The sequence below is a fragment of the Streptomyces sp. NPDC096046 genome (genome assembly GCF_040303285.1).
Taxonomy (GTDB): domain Bacteria; phylum Actinomycetota; class Actinomycetes; order Streptomycetales; family Streptomycetaceae; genus Streptomyces.
The window spans coordinates 184257-198917 of record NZ_JBEOSZ010000007.1 but is presented as its reverse complement, the minus strand read 5'-3'; the positions used below and the strand labels follow the sequence as shown (position 1 = coordinate 198917).

13 protein-coding genes are annotated in these 14661 nt (G+C 71.1%); 5 read left to right on the top strand and 8 right to left on the bottom strand.

Annotated elements, in window-relative coordinates:
* Positions 1–152 precede the first annotated feature (152 nt).
* Both ABTX62_RS09275 and dacB read right to left on the bottom strand, forming a co-directional pair.
* The gene (locus ABTX62_RS09275) at positions 153–1280 is read right to left on the bottom strand and encodes an Rv3626c family coenzyme F420 biosynthesis-associated protein (protein WP_352115571.1); all 1128 of its coding nucleotides are present in this window, start codon (positions 1278–1280) and stop codon (positions 153–155) included.
* A 93-nt stretch (positions 1281–1373) separates the two neighbouring features.
* Positions 1374–2960, bottom strand: a complete 1587-nt coding sequence (gene dacB / locus ABTX62_RS09270; RefSeq protein ID WP_352115570.1) for a D-alanyl-D-alanine carboxypeptidase/D-alanyl-D-alanine endopeptidase — start codon at positions 2958–2960, stop codon at positions 1374–1376.
* Positions 2961–3039: 79 nt separating this feature from the next.
* Here dacB and ABTX62_RS09265 point away from each other — a divergent pair, with 79 nt between their 5' ends.
* Positions 3040–3531, top strand: a complete 492-nt coding sequence (locus ABTX62_RS09265) for an inorganic diphosphatase (protein ID WP_007452023.1) — start codon at positions 3040–3042, stop codon at positions 3529–3531.
* 119 nt (positions 3532–3650) lie between these two features.
* Complete coding sequence (locus ABTX62_RS09260) at positions 3651–5348, top strand: threonine/serine exporter family protein (RefSeq protein WP_352115611.1); 1698 nt, start codon at positions 3651–3653, stop codon at positions 5346–5348.
* 35 nt (positions 5349–5383) lie between these two features.
* Here the strand turns inward: ABTX62_RS09260 and ABTX62_RS09255 are convergent, their stop codons facing one another.
* Positions 5384–6262: a DedA family protein gene (locus ABTX62_RS09255; protein WP_352115569.1), complete on the bottom strand. Its 879-nt coding sequence runs from the start codon at positions 6260–6262 to the stop codon at positions 5384–5386.
* Positions 6263–6406: 144 nt separating this feature from the next.
* Between ABTX62_RS09255 and ABTX62_RS09250 the strand changes: the two genes are divergently transcribed.
* Positions 6407–6772, top strand: a complete 366-nt coding sequence (locus ABTX62_RS09250; RefSeq protein ID WP_283967952.1) for a YbjQ family protein — start codon at positions 6407–6409, stop codon at positions 6770–6772.
* A 19-nt stretch (positions 6773–6791) separates the two neighbouring features.
* On the opposite strand, the gene ABTX62_RS09245 is transcribed toward ABTX62_RS09250, so the two are convergent.
* Entirely contained in the window at positions 6792–7553 is a 762-nt protein-coding gene (locus tag ABTX62_RS09245) for a MerR family transcriptional regulator (RefSeq protein ID WP_352115568.1), read from the bottom strand.
* A 102-nt stretch (positions 7554–7655) separates the two neighbouring features.
* On the opposite strand from ABTX62_RS09245, the gene ABTX62_RS09240 reads away from it, so the two are divergent.
* Together ABTX62_RS09240 and gad are read left to right on the top strand one after the other, a co-directional pair.
* Positions 7656–8942, top strand: coding sequence for an ion channel protein (locus tag ABTX62_RS09240; RefSeq protein WP_352115567.1), 1287 nt, complete (start codon positions 7656–7658; stop codon positions 8940–8942).
* 35 nt (positions 8943–8977) lie between these two features.
* The gene (gene gad, locus ABTX62_RS09235; protein ID WP_352115566.1) at positions 8978–10384 is read left to right on the top strand and encodes a glutamate decarboxylase; all 1407 of its coding nucleotides are present in this window, start codon (positions 8978–8980) and stop codon (positions 10382–10384) included.
* Here the strand turns inward: gad and ABTX62_RS09230 are convergent.
* The 4 genes from ABTX62_RS09230 to ABTX62_RS09215 form a co-directional block, all read right to left on the bottom strand.
* Entirely contained in the window at positions 10381–10983 is a 603-nt protein-coding gene (locus ABTX62_RS09230) for a PadR family transcriptional regulator (protein ID WP_352115565.1), read from the bottom strand. The two genes, gad and ABTX62_RS09230, sit on opposite strands and share 4 nt — an antisense overlap.
* A 24-nt stretch (positions 10984–11007) precedes the next feature.
* Positions 11008–11556, bottom strand: a complete 549-nt coding sequence (locus tag ABTX62_RS09225; protein WP_352115564.1) for a DinB family protein — start codon at positions 11554–11556, stop codon at positions 11008–11010.
* A 150-nt stretch (positions 11557–11706) separates the two neighbouring features.
* On the bottom strand, positions 11707–13992 hold the full coding sequence (locus ABTX62_RS09220; protein WP_352115563.1) for an ATP-binding cassette domain-containing protein: 2286 nt from the start codon (positions 13990–13992) through the stop codon (positions 11707–11709).
* A gap of 53 nt (positions 13993–14045) precedes the next feature.
* A complete protein-coding gene (locus tag ABTX62_RS09215) occupies positions 14046–14528 on the bottom strand; it encodes a glutathione peroxidase (RefSeq protein WP_352115562.1) in 483 nt (160 codons plus the stop codon).
* Between the last annotated feature and the right edge of the window lie 133 nt (positions 14529–14661).

Below are 14661 nucleotides of genomic sequence, written 5' to 3'. Positions count from 1 at the left end.
CGGTCACGCAGAGTGTGTAGATGGTGACAGAACCGGGCCGTTCCCCGAGCATTGCACGCCTACCCCTGCGTCACGGTCCCTCGGACGGGTGATTGGAGGGGCGTTCGCCTGCCGTCGGCCGGTTTCCTTTCACGACCGTGCCGCGATGTTCACTACTCGGCCCTGCGATGCACCCGCGCGACCCAGTCCGCCGGTTTGGCGATCTCCGACTTGGTGGGGAGGGTGTTGGGCGAGGTCCACACGCGGTTGAAGCCGTCCATGCCGACCTCGTCGACGACGGCCCGCACGAAGCGTTCGCCGTCGCGGTACTGGCGGAGTTTGGCGTCCAGGCCGAGCAGCTTGCGCAGGGCCAGGTCCAGACGTGAGGCGCCCTTGGCGCGGCGCTGCTGGAACTTCTCGCGGATCTCGCCGACGGACGGCACGACGGACGGGCCGACGCCGTCCATCACGAAGTCGGCGTGGCCCTCCAGCAGGGACATCACGGCCGTGAGGCGGCCGAGGATCTCGCGCTGGGCGGGGGTCTGGACGATCTCGACGAGGGAGCGGCCACCGTCGTCCTCCTCGGCCTCGGGGCGGCCTCCGGCGAGGGTCTGGGCGGCTTCCCGGACGCGTTCCAGGACGGTCATGGGGTCGACGTCGGTCTCCGTGAGGAACGACTGGATTTCACCCTCAAGGTGGTCCCGCAGCCAGGGCACGGCGGTGAACTGGGTGCGGTGCGTCTCCTCGTGCAGGCACACCCAGAGCCTGAAGTCGTGCGGGTCCACGTCGAGTTCGCGCTCCACGTGCACGATGTTCGGGGCGACGAGCAGCAGCCGGCCGCCGCCGTTCTCGCCGGAGGGGAGTTCGCGGGTGGCCGGGGCGAAGGTCTCGTACTGGCCGAGGACGCGGGAGGCCAGGAAGGACAGCAGCATGCCGAGTTCGACGCCGGTGACCTTGCCGCCGACGGCGCTCATGACGGAGCCGCCGGGGGTGTCGCCGCGCCGTTCCTGCATCTTGTCGAGCAGGGGCCTGAGGATTTCCCGGAATCCGGCGACGTTGGCCCGGATCCAGCCCGCCCGGTCGACGACGAGGACGGGGGTGTCGTGCCCCTCCTCGGTGCCCAGCCGGGTGAATCCGCGGACGTGTTCCTCCGAGGCCTTGGCATGCCGGCGCAGTTCCGCGACGACGGCCCGTGCCTCGTCGCGACTGACCTCGGGGCCCGGCCGCACGAGCCGGGTCGCGGTCGCGACCGCGAGATTCCAGTCGACCATGCCGGTTGAAGCGCCACCGATGCTCGTCATGCGTCAACCGTACGTGAGCGCCGCCCGCTGGGGCAGGGCGGCGAGGGCCGGGTGACGCCGGGCCCGTCGTCCGGTGCCCGGCGCCGGGGGCCGTCATCCGCAGCCGCACGCCGCCAGGGCGCCGGCCACTCGGTCCAGGGCCTGCTGGGTCGCTTGCGGCCGGCCGGGGTCGGTGTCCGTGGCCAGGAACGCGAAGGCCAGCAGGCGGCCGTCCTCGTCGACCAGGGTGCCCGCGAGGGCGTGGACGCCCGAGAGGGTGCCGGTCTTGGCGCGTACGACACCGGCCGCGCCGTCCGCGTAGCGGCTGGTCAGGGTGCCGGTGAAGCCGGCGACGGGGAGGCCGGTGAGGGCCGGGCGGAGCTCGGGGTGGGCGGGGTCGGCCGCCTTGGCGAGCAGCGCGGTGAGGAGGCCGGGGGTCAGTCGGTCGGCGCGGTTGAGACCGCTGCCGTCCTTGAAGGCGGCGTCTTTCAGGGGGAGGCCGAGCTTGCGCAGCCGGGAGCTGACGGCCTTGCCGACGCCGGCGAAGTCGGCCCGCTCGCCCGTGGCGATCGCCGTCTGGCGGGCTAGGGCCTCGGCGATGTCGTTGTCGCTGTTGGTCAGCATGCGTTCGACGAGGGCGGAGAGCGGGGGCGAGGAGACCGCGGCGAGGGTGTGGGCGCGGGTGGTGGCCTTGGACGGGCCGGGGGCCGTGGTTTTGACGCCGTGGGACTTCAGGAAGTCCCCGAACCGGCGGGCCGCGTCCGCCGCCGGGTCCTGCACGCGTTCGGCCGGTCCGCTGGTCGAGTCGTTCGTGCGGCCCTCGTCGGCCATCAGGGGGGTGACGCGGGCGAGGTTGCCGTCGACCCCGATCGGGTGCATCTCGTCGCCCGCGTAGAGGGTCGTGTCGTAGGACAGGGTGACCTCGCGGACGCCCCGGTCGGCGAGGGCGGCGGCCGTATCGGCGGCCAGGGTGCGCAGGCTCGCCGAGTCCCCGGCCTTCTCGCGGGCGGTGAGGGTGGGGTCGCCGCCGCCGACCAGGACGACTTCCTTCGTGTCGGGTTCCAGCGCGGCGCGGGTGGTGAGGCGGTGGTCGGGGCCCAGGGCGGACAGCACGGCGACGGCTGTGGCGATCTTCGTGGTGGAGGCGGGGGTGAGCCCGGTGTCCGGGTTCTCGCCGTACAGGCGCCTGCCGGTGGTGACGTCGATGACCGAGGCGGCGGGCCGGGGGCCGAGGGCCGGGTCCTTCAGCAGGGGTGTGAGGGCTCCGGCGAGGGCCTTGGCCTGCGGGGCGGACTTCACGGTGCTGACGCCGCCGAGGCCGGTGAGCACCGGTCCGGCGCTGGGGGCGGGCCGGGGTCGGCCGGGCGCGCCGGGGGCGCTGCCGTGATCTGTGCCACCCGGGCGGCCCAGGGCCACTGCCCGGTCCCGCTCGGCCGTACGCTGACCCGAGGAGTCCCAGGGACCGGCGGCGGTCACGGCACCGGCGGCCAGTGCGAGCCCGGCGGTGGCGGCGCCTGCGGTGTACTGCCAGGACTTCGGCCGCGTGACCCGCGCGACCTGCGGTTTCCCGGTTCGTGCGAGCCGTGCGAGCCGTGGTTTCGTAGCCGCTGCGGCCCGGGCCAGGCTCGGTCGTACGGCATCCGCGAGCCGCACCACATGCGGTCTCGCGGCCCGCCAAGGCCTCAGCTCTGGCACGACCACCAGCCCCTTTCGCGATCACACACCTGCGTGAGGGACACTTAACCACCAGAACTATGTGTTGATCATGGAGGAGCCACCGGTGGAGTTCGACGTCACGATCGAGATTCCGAAGGGTTCGCGCAACAAGTACGAGGTGGACCACGAGACCGGTCGTATCCGCCTGGACCGGCGACTCTTCACCTCGACCGCCTACCCGACCGACTACGGCTTCGTCGAGAACACCCTCGGCGAGGACGGCGACCCGCTGGACGCGCTGGTCATCCTCGACGAGCCGACCTTCCCGGGCTGTCTGATCCGCTGCCGCGCGATCGGCATGTTCCGCATGACGGACGAGGCGGGCGGCGACGACAAGCTGCTGTGCGTGCCGTCGACGGACCCGCGTGTGGAGCACCTGCGGGACATCCACCACGTGTCGGAGTTCGACCGCCTGGAGATCCAGCACTTCTTCGAGGTCTACAAGGACCTGGAGCCCGGCAAGTCCGTCGAGGGCGCCGACTGGGTGGGCCGTACCGACGCCGAGGCCGAGATCGAGCGGTCCTACAAGCGTTTCAAGGACCAGGGCGGTCACTGACCCCCACTCCTGTTGCCGATGGGCCGCACGCGTGCGCGTGCGGCCCGTTCGTCCGTCTGTGCACATACTGAGGCTGTGGGGGGTACGAGGCTGACGTGTCGTACAGGGAGTACCAGGCAGTGAGGGACGCGGAGGACCGCAAGCCGAGGTCGGACGAGGTGCGGAGCGCGTTTCTGCCTCCGGCCGGGACCGGCCTCGACGGTGACATGTCGACGACGTCGGAGTTCGCGATCCCCGAGGGCCTGGCCCTGCACAGAGCGGTCGGTGCGGAGTCCGAGGCGACCTCCGAGTTCGCCCTGCCGCAGGGGCTGGACGTCCAGGCGGCGCCCCCGGTGGAGCAGGAGGGGTCGGCGTTCACCCCGCCGAGCACCTACAGCGCGAAGCACCCCCCGACGGCTTTCACACCGCCGAGCGGGATGCCCGTGGTCAGTCTGACCAAGGACGTGCCCTGGCAGGACCGGATGCGCACGATGCTGCGCATGCCGGTGGCCGAGCGGCCGGCGCCCGAATCGATCCAGCGCGGCGGCGACGAGAGCGGGCCGGCGGTGCCGCGCGTGCTCGACCTGACGCTGCGTATCGGCGAGTTGCTGCTGGCGGGCGGTGAGGGCGCCGAGGACGTGGAGGCGGCGATGTTCGCCGTCTGCCGGTCGTACGGGCTGGACCGCTGCGAGCCCAATGTCACCTTCACGCTGCTGGCGATCTCGTACCAGCCGTCCCTCGTCGAGGACCCGATCACGGCGTCGCGGACCGTGCGCCGCCGGGGCACCGACTACACGCGGCTGGCGGCCGTGTACCAGCTGGTGGACGACCTCAGTGACGGCGAGACGGCGGTCTCGCTGGAGGAGGCCTACCGGCGGCTGGCGGAGATCCGCCGTAACCGGCACCCCTACTCCGGCTGGGTGCTGACCGGTGCGAGCGGGCTGCTGGCCGGTGCGGCCTCCGTGCTGGTGGGCGGCGGCCTGATCGTGTTCGTCGCCGCGGCGCTGGGCGCGATGCTCGGTGACCGGCTGGCGTGGCTGTGCGCGGGGCGCGGACTGCCGGAGTTCTACCAGTTCACGGTGGCCGCGATGCCGCCGGCCGCGATCGGGGTCGCGCTGACGCTGGGCCACGTGGACGTGAAGGCCTCGGCGGTCATCACCGGTGGGCTGTTCGCGCTGCTGCCCGGGCGGGCGCTGGTGGCGGCCGTGCAGGACGGGCTGACGGGCTTCTACATCACCGCGTCCGCGCGGCTGCTGGAGGTCATGTACTTCTTCGTGGGCATCGTCGCGGGTGTGCTGCTGGTGCTGTACTTCGGCGTGCAGCTGGGGGCGCGGCTCACCCCCGACCAGGCGCTCGGGGCCTCCGACGACCCGCTGATGATGATCGGCGCGTCGATGCTGCTGTCCCTGGCGTTCGCGGTGCTGCTCCAGCAGGAACGATCCACCGTGGTGTGGGTGACGCTGAACGGCGGTGTCGCGTGGGTCGTGTACGGCGCGATGCACAACGTGGGGGACATCTCGCCGGTGGCGTCCACGGCGGCGGCCGCGGGGCTGGTCGGGCTGTTCGGGCAGTTGCTGTCCCGGTACCAGTTCGCCTCCGCCCTGCCCTACACGACGGCGGCGATCGGGCCACTGCTGCCGGGTTCGGCCACCTACTTCGGGCTGCTGGCCATCGCGCAGAGCGAGATCGACCAGGGGCTGGTGTCGCTGTCGAAGGCGGTGGCGCTCGCCATGGCCATCGCCATCGGGGTGAATCTCGGGTCGGAGATCTCCCGTATGTTCCTGCGGATCGGGTCCGCGGAGAAGCGGCGGGCCGCCAAGCGGACCAGGGGTTTCTAGCCGTCGGCGGCCGTGGGCCGGTGGAGTGAGGCGGTTCAGTAGCCGCCGTTGTACGGCTGCTGCGGCTGGTGCGGCTGGTGGCCGCCGCCCTGCTGCGGCTGGTGGCCGTAGCCCGGGGCCTGGGGGTACTGGCCGTAGTACTGCTGGTCGTCGTAGCCGTTCCGGTTGCCGTACGGCGGCTGCTGCGGCCGGTGGTGGGGCGGCTGGTCCTGCGGGGTGACGCGGCGGAGCTGGGTCGTGGCGTCGTCCATCACGGGGGGCTGCTGCCGCTCCACGGGCGCCTGCGCCGCCGCGCGCCTCCTCTTCGAGCGGTCCCGCAGGTACTCGACGATGATCGGGACGACGGACAGCAGCACGATCAGGATGAGGATCGACTCGACGTTCTTGTTGATGAAGTCGACCTGGCCGAGCCAGTAACCCGCGAGGGTGACGCCGGTGCCCCAGGCGATGCCGCCGATGACGTTGTACGTGAGGAACGTGCGGTACTTCATGCGGCCGGCGCCGGCCACGATGGGGGCGAAGGTGCGCACGATGGGGACGAAGCGGGCCAGGACGATCGCCTTGGGGCCGTACTTCTCCATGAAGTCGTGGGCCTTGTCCAGGTTCTCCTGCTTGAAGAGCTTGGAGTCGGGGCGGCTGAAGAGCCTCGGGCCGAGGACCTTGCCGATCGTGTAGCCCACTTGGTCGCCGAGGACGGCGGCGATCACGATCAGCGTGCAGACCAGCCACAGCGGCTGGGTGATGTAGGTGCCCTGCGCCACGAAGAGGCCCGCCGTGAACAGCAGGGAGTCACCCGGCAGGAAGGCGAAGAGACCGGACTCCGCGAAGACGATGAGCAGGATGCCGGGCAGGCTGAACGTCGAGATCAGGTAGTCCGGGCTGAGCCACTCGGGGCCGAGCGCAAGCGTGGTCACGGGGATGTGGCTCCTGCTGCTGTGGGATATGGGCGGGGCTGGCTGCCTCAAGGTATCAACGCAGCCGTCATGGCCCAGGTTCCACCAGGTTCCTTGGGCGTACTCAGGATGCACTGTGTGGGGTCCCGGTCAAAGCTGTGCACCATGGGCATCGATGAATACGGCGGCGGACAGGGCCCGGAGCCCGATGTCCTCGTCGTCACCACGAACGACATTCCCGGCTATCACGTGCGCGAGGTGATCGGCGAGGTCTTCGGCCTGACCGTGCGCTCCCGGCACCTGGGGAGCCAGATCGGCGCCGGGCTGAAGTCGATGGTCGGCGGCGAACTGCGCGGGCTCACCAAGACGCTCGTGCAGACCCGCAACCAGGCCATGGAACGGCTCGTCGAACAGGCACGCGCGCGTGGCGCCAACGGCGTGCTCGCCTTCCGCTTCGACGTGACGGAGGCGGCGGACGTGGGCACCGAGGTGTGCGCGTACGGCACGGCGGTGGTCCTGACCCGGGAGTGAGACACCCCCGGGCCGGGGATCAGGAGGTGTGACGCGCGGCGTTCGCGGCGATCGCGTCCTTCAGGTGCTCGGCGAGGCCCGGGCGCAGCGCGTCGTAGAACGCCTTGAAGCGCTCGTCCGAGACGTACATCTCGCCGAGGCAGCGGTGCAGCTCGTAGGAGCACTCGTAGAACCACGTGCAGATGTGCTGCCGGTGCTCCTCCGCCAGGGTCATGGCGGCCTCGCCGGTGGGCGGCTCGTCCGCCGCCATCAGGGCGCCGTAACGCTGCCCCCAGTCGGCGGCCTCGGCCTGGACGCGCTGCCAGTCCTCCTTGGTGTAGCTCGCGGTGCGGCGCTGCGACTCGGCGTACTCGTCCGTGCCGCCCCAGCGCTCCTCCACCTCGTCGGCGTACTGCTCCGGGTCCTTGCCCCCGAAGACCTCGAACTTCTCCTCGGGCGTGAGGTTGAGTCCCATCTTGCGTGCCTCCATGGCGTGTTCCACGGCCGCCGCCATCTTGCGCAGCTTCTCGATCCGGGTGGTCAGCAGCTCGTGCTGCCGGCGCAGGTGCGCGCGCGGGTCCACGTCCGGGTCGTCCAGCAGGACGGCGATCTCGTCGAGCGGGAAGCCGAGCTCCCGGTAGAACAGGATCTGCTGCAGCCGGTCGAGGTCGGCGTCGTTGTAGCGCCGGTGGCCCGCACGGCTGCGCTCGCTCGGGACGAGCAGGCCGATGTCGTCGTAGTGGTGCAGCGTGCGCACCGTGACCCCGGCGAAGCCCGCGACCTGTCCCACGGAGTAGCTCACGTCCGCTCCCTTCTTCTTCCGTGCTCCACGGTCGGGCCTCACGCCACGTGAGGCGCAAGCACGTTCCCCGTTTGTCCCCTATGAGGCGTTTATGGTGTGCGCGTGGTCCAGGATTCCGCGCAGCAGGCGCCCTCCGTCACCCCCGCGACTCCCGCCCGCGCCCTGCTGCCGACGATCCTGCCCGCTCTGGCCGTGGGGATCCTGTCCTGCCTGGTCCTGGTGGGGGTGGAGGTGGCCGCGGAGGAACTCCAGCACGTGCTCTGGGGGCCGTTGCCGGACGCGCTGGGCATCGGCCGGTACTCCGTGGCGTGGATGTTCGTGATGCTCTTCGCCACGGGGGTCGCGGTCGGGCTGGTGGTGTGGAAGGCGCCGGGGCACGCCGGTCCGGATCCGGCGACCGTCGGACTGGACGCCCCGGTGCTGCCGCCCGTGGTGCTGCCGGGACTGCTGCTGGTGACCGCGCTGATGCTGGCCGGCGGGCCCAGTCTCGGCCCGGAGAATCCCGTCATCACCGTGAACGTCGGCCTGGCGGCCTGGCTGGGCACCCGGCTCGTGCCGCGGGCGCCGGGCCGCGTCTGGCCGGCGCTGGCCGAGGCCGCGACGATCGGCGCCCTGTTCGGCACGCCGGTCGCGGCCGCCCTGGTGATCTCGGAGGCGCTGGCCCTGCGGGAGACCCGCGGGCTGCTGTGGGACAACGTCTTCGCGCCGCTGACCGCCGGCACGGCCGGTGCCCTCACCGCCACCCTCATCGACCGTCCGAGCTTCGACCTGGACCTGCCCTCCTTCGGCCGGCCCGGCTGGGGCGACCTGCTGTCGGCGATCGTGGTCGCCTCCGTGGGCGCCCTGCTCGGCATGGCCGTCGTGCGGGCCTTCCCGTACGTGCACGGCGTGTTCCACCGGCTGCGCCACCCGATGCTGCTGCTCCCGGCGGGCGGCCTCGTGCTGGGCGCCCTCGCGGCCCTGGGCGGTCATCTGACGCTGTTCAAGGGACTGGACGAGATCGCCGAACTCGCGCGGGACCCGGACGGCCGGTCGGCCGGGGAGTACGCCCTGCTGACGGTCGTGAAGCTGGCCGCGCTGCTGGTCGCGGCGTCCTGCGGCTTCCGGGGCGGGCGCATCTTCCCGGCGGTGTTCGTCGGCACCGCCCTCGGCCTGGGCGCCCACGCCCTGGTGTCCGGAGTGCACCCTTCGATCGGGGTCTCCGCCGCCGTGCTCGGACTGCTGCTGGCCATCACCCGGCAGGGCTGGGTGAGCCTGTTCGTCGCCGCGGTGCTGGTCGACTCGCCGGGGATCATCGCCGTGCTCTGCGTCGCCTCACTGCCCGCCTGGCTGCTGGTGACGGGCCGGCCGCAGATGCAGTTGCGCCACGACGGCACGTCCGTCCACTGAAGCCACCCCTCCCCCACCACCCTCTGGAGGCACTCATGCCGCTCACCGAAGGCTCCCCCCGGCCCGGCGACCGCCGCCTGTCCGTCAACCCCTTCTACGGCCCCGCCAACCCGCTCGGCGACATGGCCGAGGCCCCGCCCACGCACCGGCTCCCGGCCCAGCCCATGGCTCCGGCGACCGCCCACCAGCTGGTGCGCGACGAGCTGATGCTCGACGGCAACGCGCGGCTGAACCTCGCCACCTTCGTCACCACCTGGATGGAGCCGGAGGCGGGGATGCTGATGGCGGAGTGCCGGGACAAGAACATGATCGACAAGGACGAGTACCCGCGCACCGCCGAACTGGAGCGGCGCTGCGTGGCGATGCTCGCCGACCTGTGGCACGCGCCCGACCCGGCGAGTGCCGTGGGGTGTTCGACGACCGGGTCGAGCGAGGCGTGCATGCTCGCCGGGATGGCGCTCAAGCGGCGCTGGACCACGCGCAACGCCGACCGCTACCCCGGAGCCCGGCCCAACCTGGTGATGGGCGTGAACGTGCAGGTCTGCTGGGAGAAGTTCTGCAACTTCTGGGAGGTGGAGGCGCGGCTGGTGCCCATGGAAGGCGAGCGGTTCCACCTGGACCCGCAGGCCGCCGCCGAGCTCTGCGACGAGAACACCATCGGTGTCGTCGGCATCCTGGGCTCCACCTTCGACGGGTCCTACGAGCCGATCGCCGAGCTCTGCGCGGCGCTGGACGCGCTGCGGGAGCGCACCGGGCTCGACATCCCCGTGCATGTCGACGGGGCGTCGGGCGCCATGGTCGCGCCGTTCCTCGACGAGGACCTGGTGTGGGACTTCCGGCTGCCGAGGGTGGCGTCGATCAACACCTCGGGACACAAGTACGGGCTGGTCTACCCGGGCGTCGGCTGGGCGCTGTGGCGGAACGCGGAGGCCCTGCCGGAGGAGCTGGTGTTCCGGGTGAACTACCTGGGCGGCGACATGCCGACGTTCGCGCTCAACTTCTCCCGGCCGGGCGCGCAGGTCGTGGCCCAGTACTACACGTTCCTGCGGCTGGGCCGGGACGGCTACCGGGCCGTCCAGCAGGCCGCGCGGGACGTGGCCACGGAGCTGGCCGGGCGGGTCGCGGCGCTCGGCGACTTCCGGCTGCTCACCCGGGGCGACCAGTTGCCGGTGTTCGCCTTCACGACGGCGCCGGACGTCACGGCGTACGACGTCTTCGACGTCTCCCGGCGGCTGCGCGAGAGCGGCTGGCTGGTGCCCGCCTACACCTTCCCGGAGAACCGTCAGGACCTGTCCGTGCTGCGGGTGGTGTGCCGCAACGGCTTCTCCGCCGACCTCGCGGAGCTGCTCGCGCAGGACCTGGAGCGACTGCTGCCGGAGCTGCGCCGGCAGCCGCGCCCGCTGACCGAGGACAAGGGGGCGGCGACCGGCTTCCACCACTAGGCGGTGTCGTCGGGCGGCAGCACGCCGGCGAACGGGTCGCCCTCGCCCGCGAAGGTGTAGGCGCCGGCGCGGACACGTTCGATGAGGTCGCGGGTCCACTCCGCACCCGCGTCGGCCGAGTGGACCCAGAAGTTCATGATCTCGCCGATGTGGCCGAGCTGTTCCGGGCCCTGCGCGGGCAGGTAGTCCCTGACCACGGTGGCCCGCCACTCCTCGATGGCGCGCACGCGCTGTTCGAGCAGGCCGAGGGCCTCCTCGCGACCGAGGTCGACCATGAAGCCGAGCGCGGTGGTGAGCACGTCCGGCTTCTGGTCGTAGGCGGTGAGGGACTGCCGGAGCAGCCTGAAGTACTCCTCGGTGCCCTGCTCGGTGACCTCGTACTCCGTGCGCGGCGGGCCACCGGCCGTGGACGGGGCGATCTCGTGTGCCCGCAGCATTCCCTGCTTCGCCAGTTGCTTCAGGGCGTGGTAGATCGAGCCGGGCTTGGCGTTGGACCACTCGTGCGCGCCCCAGAACTCCAGATCGTTGCGCACCTGGTAACCATGGGCCCGCCCGTGCCGGCGGACCGCGCCGAGCACCAGGAGACGGATCGCTGACATGGGGCCAGCGTAGAACCGGAGAGGTCAGCCCCGGCTGCCGCCCTGTTCCTTCGCCACCAGTTCGAAGGCGGTCGCACCGTCCAGCGACTCGCGGACGATGTCGGCGTGGCCCGCGTGCCGGGCCGTCTCGCGGATCAGGTGCAGACACAGCCAGCGCATCGAGAGCTGCTCGTCCTCCGGGTTCCAGGACGTCTTCGGCAACAGGAAGGTGTCGTCGAGGCTGGGCACCGAGCGGATGAACGCCTCCGTGCCGGCGGCCACCTTCTCGTAGTACGCCAGACACGAGTCCACCGTCTCGTCGCCGACCAGCCGGAAGCACTCGTGCCAGTTCGAGTCGTCCCGGTGGACGGCCGGCGGCTCGCCCTTGGCGCGTGCGATCCAGCCCTGCTCGACCTCGGCGACGTGCTTGAGCAGCCCGGCGAGCGACAGCTCACTGGCGCTCGGAGTGCTCACGGCCTGCTCGTCCGTCAGCCCGAGCAGGGCCCGGCGGATGCCGCCGCGCTGCTCGGCGAGGAAGGAGAGCAGTGCTCCGCGCTCGTCGCCGTGTGCCTCCGCGGGAACGTGCTTGACCATGACCGCCGCCTTTCGCCCACTCGGCCCCCGCGTCGGGAGCCCTGCTGTCTGACACCGACCACGCTACGGACCCTTGCGGTCAGCTTCTGTCCGCAAGGGTCCGCGGCGTCTGCGCAACGGGCCTGTGGCGACGGCCTGGGCGGGACTCCTCTACCGGTCGAGGTACAGACTCAGGTGCTGACCGGTGTGCGAGTGGACCGCCCGTGCCAGTTCGGCCGGGGTCCCCGTGAAGACGATCTCACCGCCGGTGTTGCCGCCCTCGGGCCCGAGGTCGATGACCCAGTCGGCCTGGGAGATCACGGCCAGGTCGTGCTCGATGACGATGACGGTGTTGCCCCGGTCGACGATCCGGTTCAGCAGGCCGACGAGGTTGTCGATGTCGGACAGGTGGAGGCCGGTGGTCGGCTCGTCGAGGATGTAGACCGTCCCCGAGCCGGAGAGCCGGTCCGCGAGCTTGAGCCGCTGCCGTTCACCGCCGGACAGGGTGGCCAGCGACTGGCCGAGTCCGAGGTAGCCGATGCCGGTCTCGATCAGGGCGTTGGCCTTGGCGCGCAGCGGCCCCGAGAGGAAGAAGTCCCCCGCCCCCTCGGCGGACATCGCCAGGACGTCCGCGATGTTCTTGCCGCGCACCCGGTGCTGGAGCACCGACTCCTTGAAGCGGCGGCCCTCGCAGACCTCGCAGTGCGTGGTGACCGGGTCCATGTAGGCGACCTCGGTGATGAGCAGGCCGCGGCCTTCGCACTCCTCGCACGCGCCCTTGGAGTTGAAGCTGAAGAGGCTGGCGTCCTCGCCACTGGCCTTGGCGAAGAGCTTGCGGATCGGGTCCATCAGCTTGAGGTAGCTCGCCGGGGTGGACCGCGAGGACCGCGGGATGGACGACTGGTCGACGAAGACGGCCCCCGGGTACTGGGCGCGGAAGGCCTGGGCGATCAGGGAGCTCTTGCCCGCCCCGGCCACGCCGGTGACGGCCGTGAGGACCCCGGTCGGAATCTCGGTGGAGACGTCCTTCAGGTTGTTCACCGTCGCGTTCCGGATCGGGAGGGTCCGGCCCCACGGACGGGGTGTCTCCTTGATCCCGCCGGTGCGCCGCAGCCCCTGTCCGGTCAGCGTGTCGGTGACGCGAAGCTCCTCGTAGGCACCCTCGAAGACGATGGTCCCGCCGTGCACGCCGGCCCGCGGCCCGATCTCCACGACGTGGTCGGCGACCGCCATGACGTCGGGATCGTGCTCCACGACGAGGACCGTGTTGCCCTTGTCGCGCAGTGCGCGCAGCAGGTCGTTGAGCCGGCTGACGTCCCGGGGGTGCAGGCCGACGCTGGGCTCGTCGAAGATGTAGGTCAGGCCGGTCAGTTCGCTGCCGAGGTGGTTGACGAGCTTGAGCCGCTGGCCCTCGCCGCCCGAGAGCGTGGAGGTGGCCCGGTCGAGGGTGAGGTAGCCGAGGCCGATGGCCTGGATCTGCTCCAGGGTCTCGATGATGGTGGTGACGAGCGGCGTGTCGAGCCGCTCCCGGAGCTCGGCGACCACCCCGATGAGGTCGCTGACCTGCATCTGGCACCAGTCGGCGATGTTGTGGCCGTCGATACGGGTGGCGAGCGCCTTCTGGTTGAGCCGGGCGCCCTCGCACGTGGGGCAGACGCCCTCGGTGAAGAACTCGGCCGCCTTGTCGCGGGCGGCCTTGCTCATGCCCCCCGTGTCCCGCTTGAGGTGGCGGCGGACGAAACTGTCCACCAGGCCCTCGTAGCGCAGGGCCAGCACGTTGCCGTTGGGGTAGGTCACCTCGACCGTGCCGCTGCTGCCGTGCAGCAGGGTGTGCATCTCCTCGTCCGTGTAGTCGGCCAGCTTCTTGTCGGCGTCGAGGCGCTCGTAGTTGGCGTAGAACTGCCAGTTCGCGCTGCCGACGGTGTAACCGGGGAGGAGGATGGCGCCCTCGGCGATCGACTTGCCGAGGTCGGTCATGAGTTCCGGATTGGGGCGCCGGGCGCGGCCGAGGCCCTCGCACTCCGGGCACATGCCCTTGGGGTCGTTGAAGGAGTAGAGCCAGGTCTGGCCGAGGCCGTCGTTGCCGTGGTTGGCGAACAGCACACGCATCACGGTGTAGACGTCGGTGACGGTGCCGACGGTGGACCGGGCGTTGCCGCCCAGGGGCCGCTGGTCGACGACCACCGGGGTGGTCAGCCTGGTGACCGCGTCCACGTGCGGGCGTTCGAACTTGGGCAGGTCGTGCCGGATGTTCCAGGGGAAGGTGGCATTGAGCTGCCGCTGGGCCTCCACGGCGACGGTGTCGAAGACCAGGGAGGACTTTCCGGAGCCGGAGACGCCGACGAAGACTGTGATCCGGTTCTTGGGGATGACGAGGGAGACGTCCTTCAGGTTGTTCTCTCGGGCACCGACGACCTGAATGCCCTCGTCGGTTGCGGTAACCGGCGTCTGGTTCACAAATCATCCTCTCTGCATCGTGTGAGTCGTCGAGGAGCTGAGACTCGACGGGCTCAGTGCAACTGCGCGCGTACGGCGCGCAGGAGTTCGGGGTCCTGCGGGTCGACCGTGGGGCCGAAGCGCCCCACGCATGCGCCGGCGGACGAGACGAGGAACTTCTCGAAGTTCCAGCGCACGTCCCCGGTGTGGCCCTCCGCGTCGGCGAAGGAGGTCAGGGCTGCGTAGAGGGGGTGCCGGTCCGCTCCGTTGACGTCGGTCTTCTCGGTGAGCGGGAACGAGATCTGCTGGACGGAGCAGAAGTCGGCGATCTCCTCCGGGGTGCCCGGCTCCTGCTCGCCGAACTGGTTGCAGGGCACTCCGATGACGCTCAGCCCGTCCTCGCGGTGACGGCGGGCGAGCGTCTCCAGTCCGGCGTACTGGCCGGCCAGGGCGCAGCGGGAGGCGACGTTGACGATGAGCAGGGTCCGGCCGCGGTGCCGGGACAACAGGTCGGCCGGGCCGTTCAGTTCCGCGATGTCGATGTCGAAGAGGGTCATGCGATGCACGCTAGGTTCGGCCGCTCCGGACGTGGTCGACATCGCTTCGCGGGGACCTCGCGCACCGCTCGACGAATCGCCCGCCGGGTGGCGGGCGGGCTGGGGGGTGTGAGCCGGCCCGGGGGATGTAGCC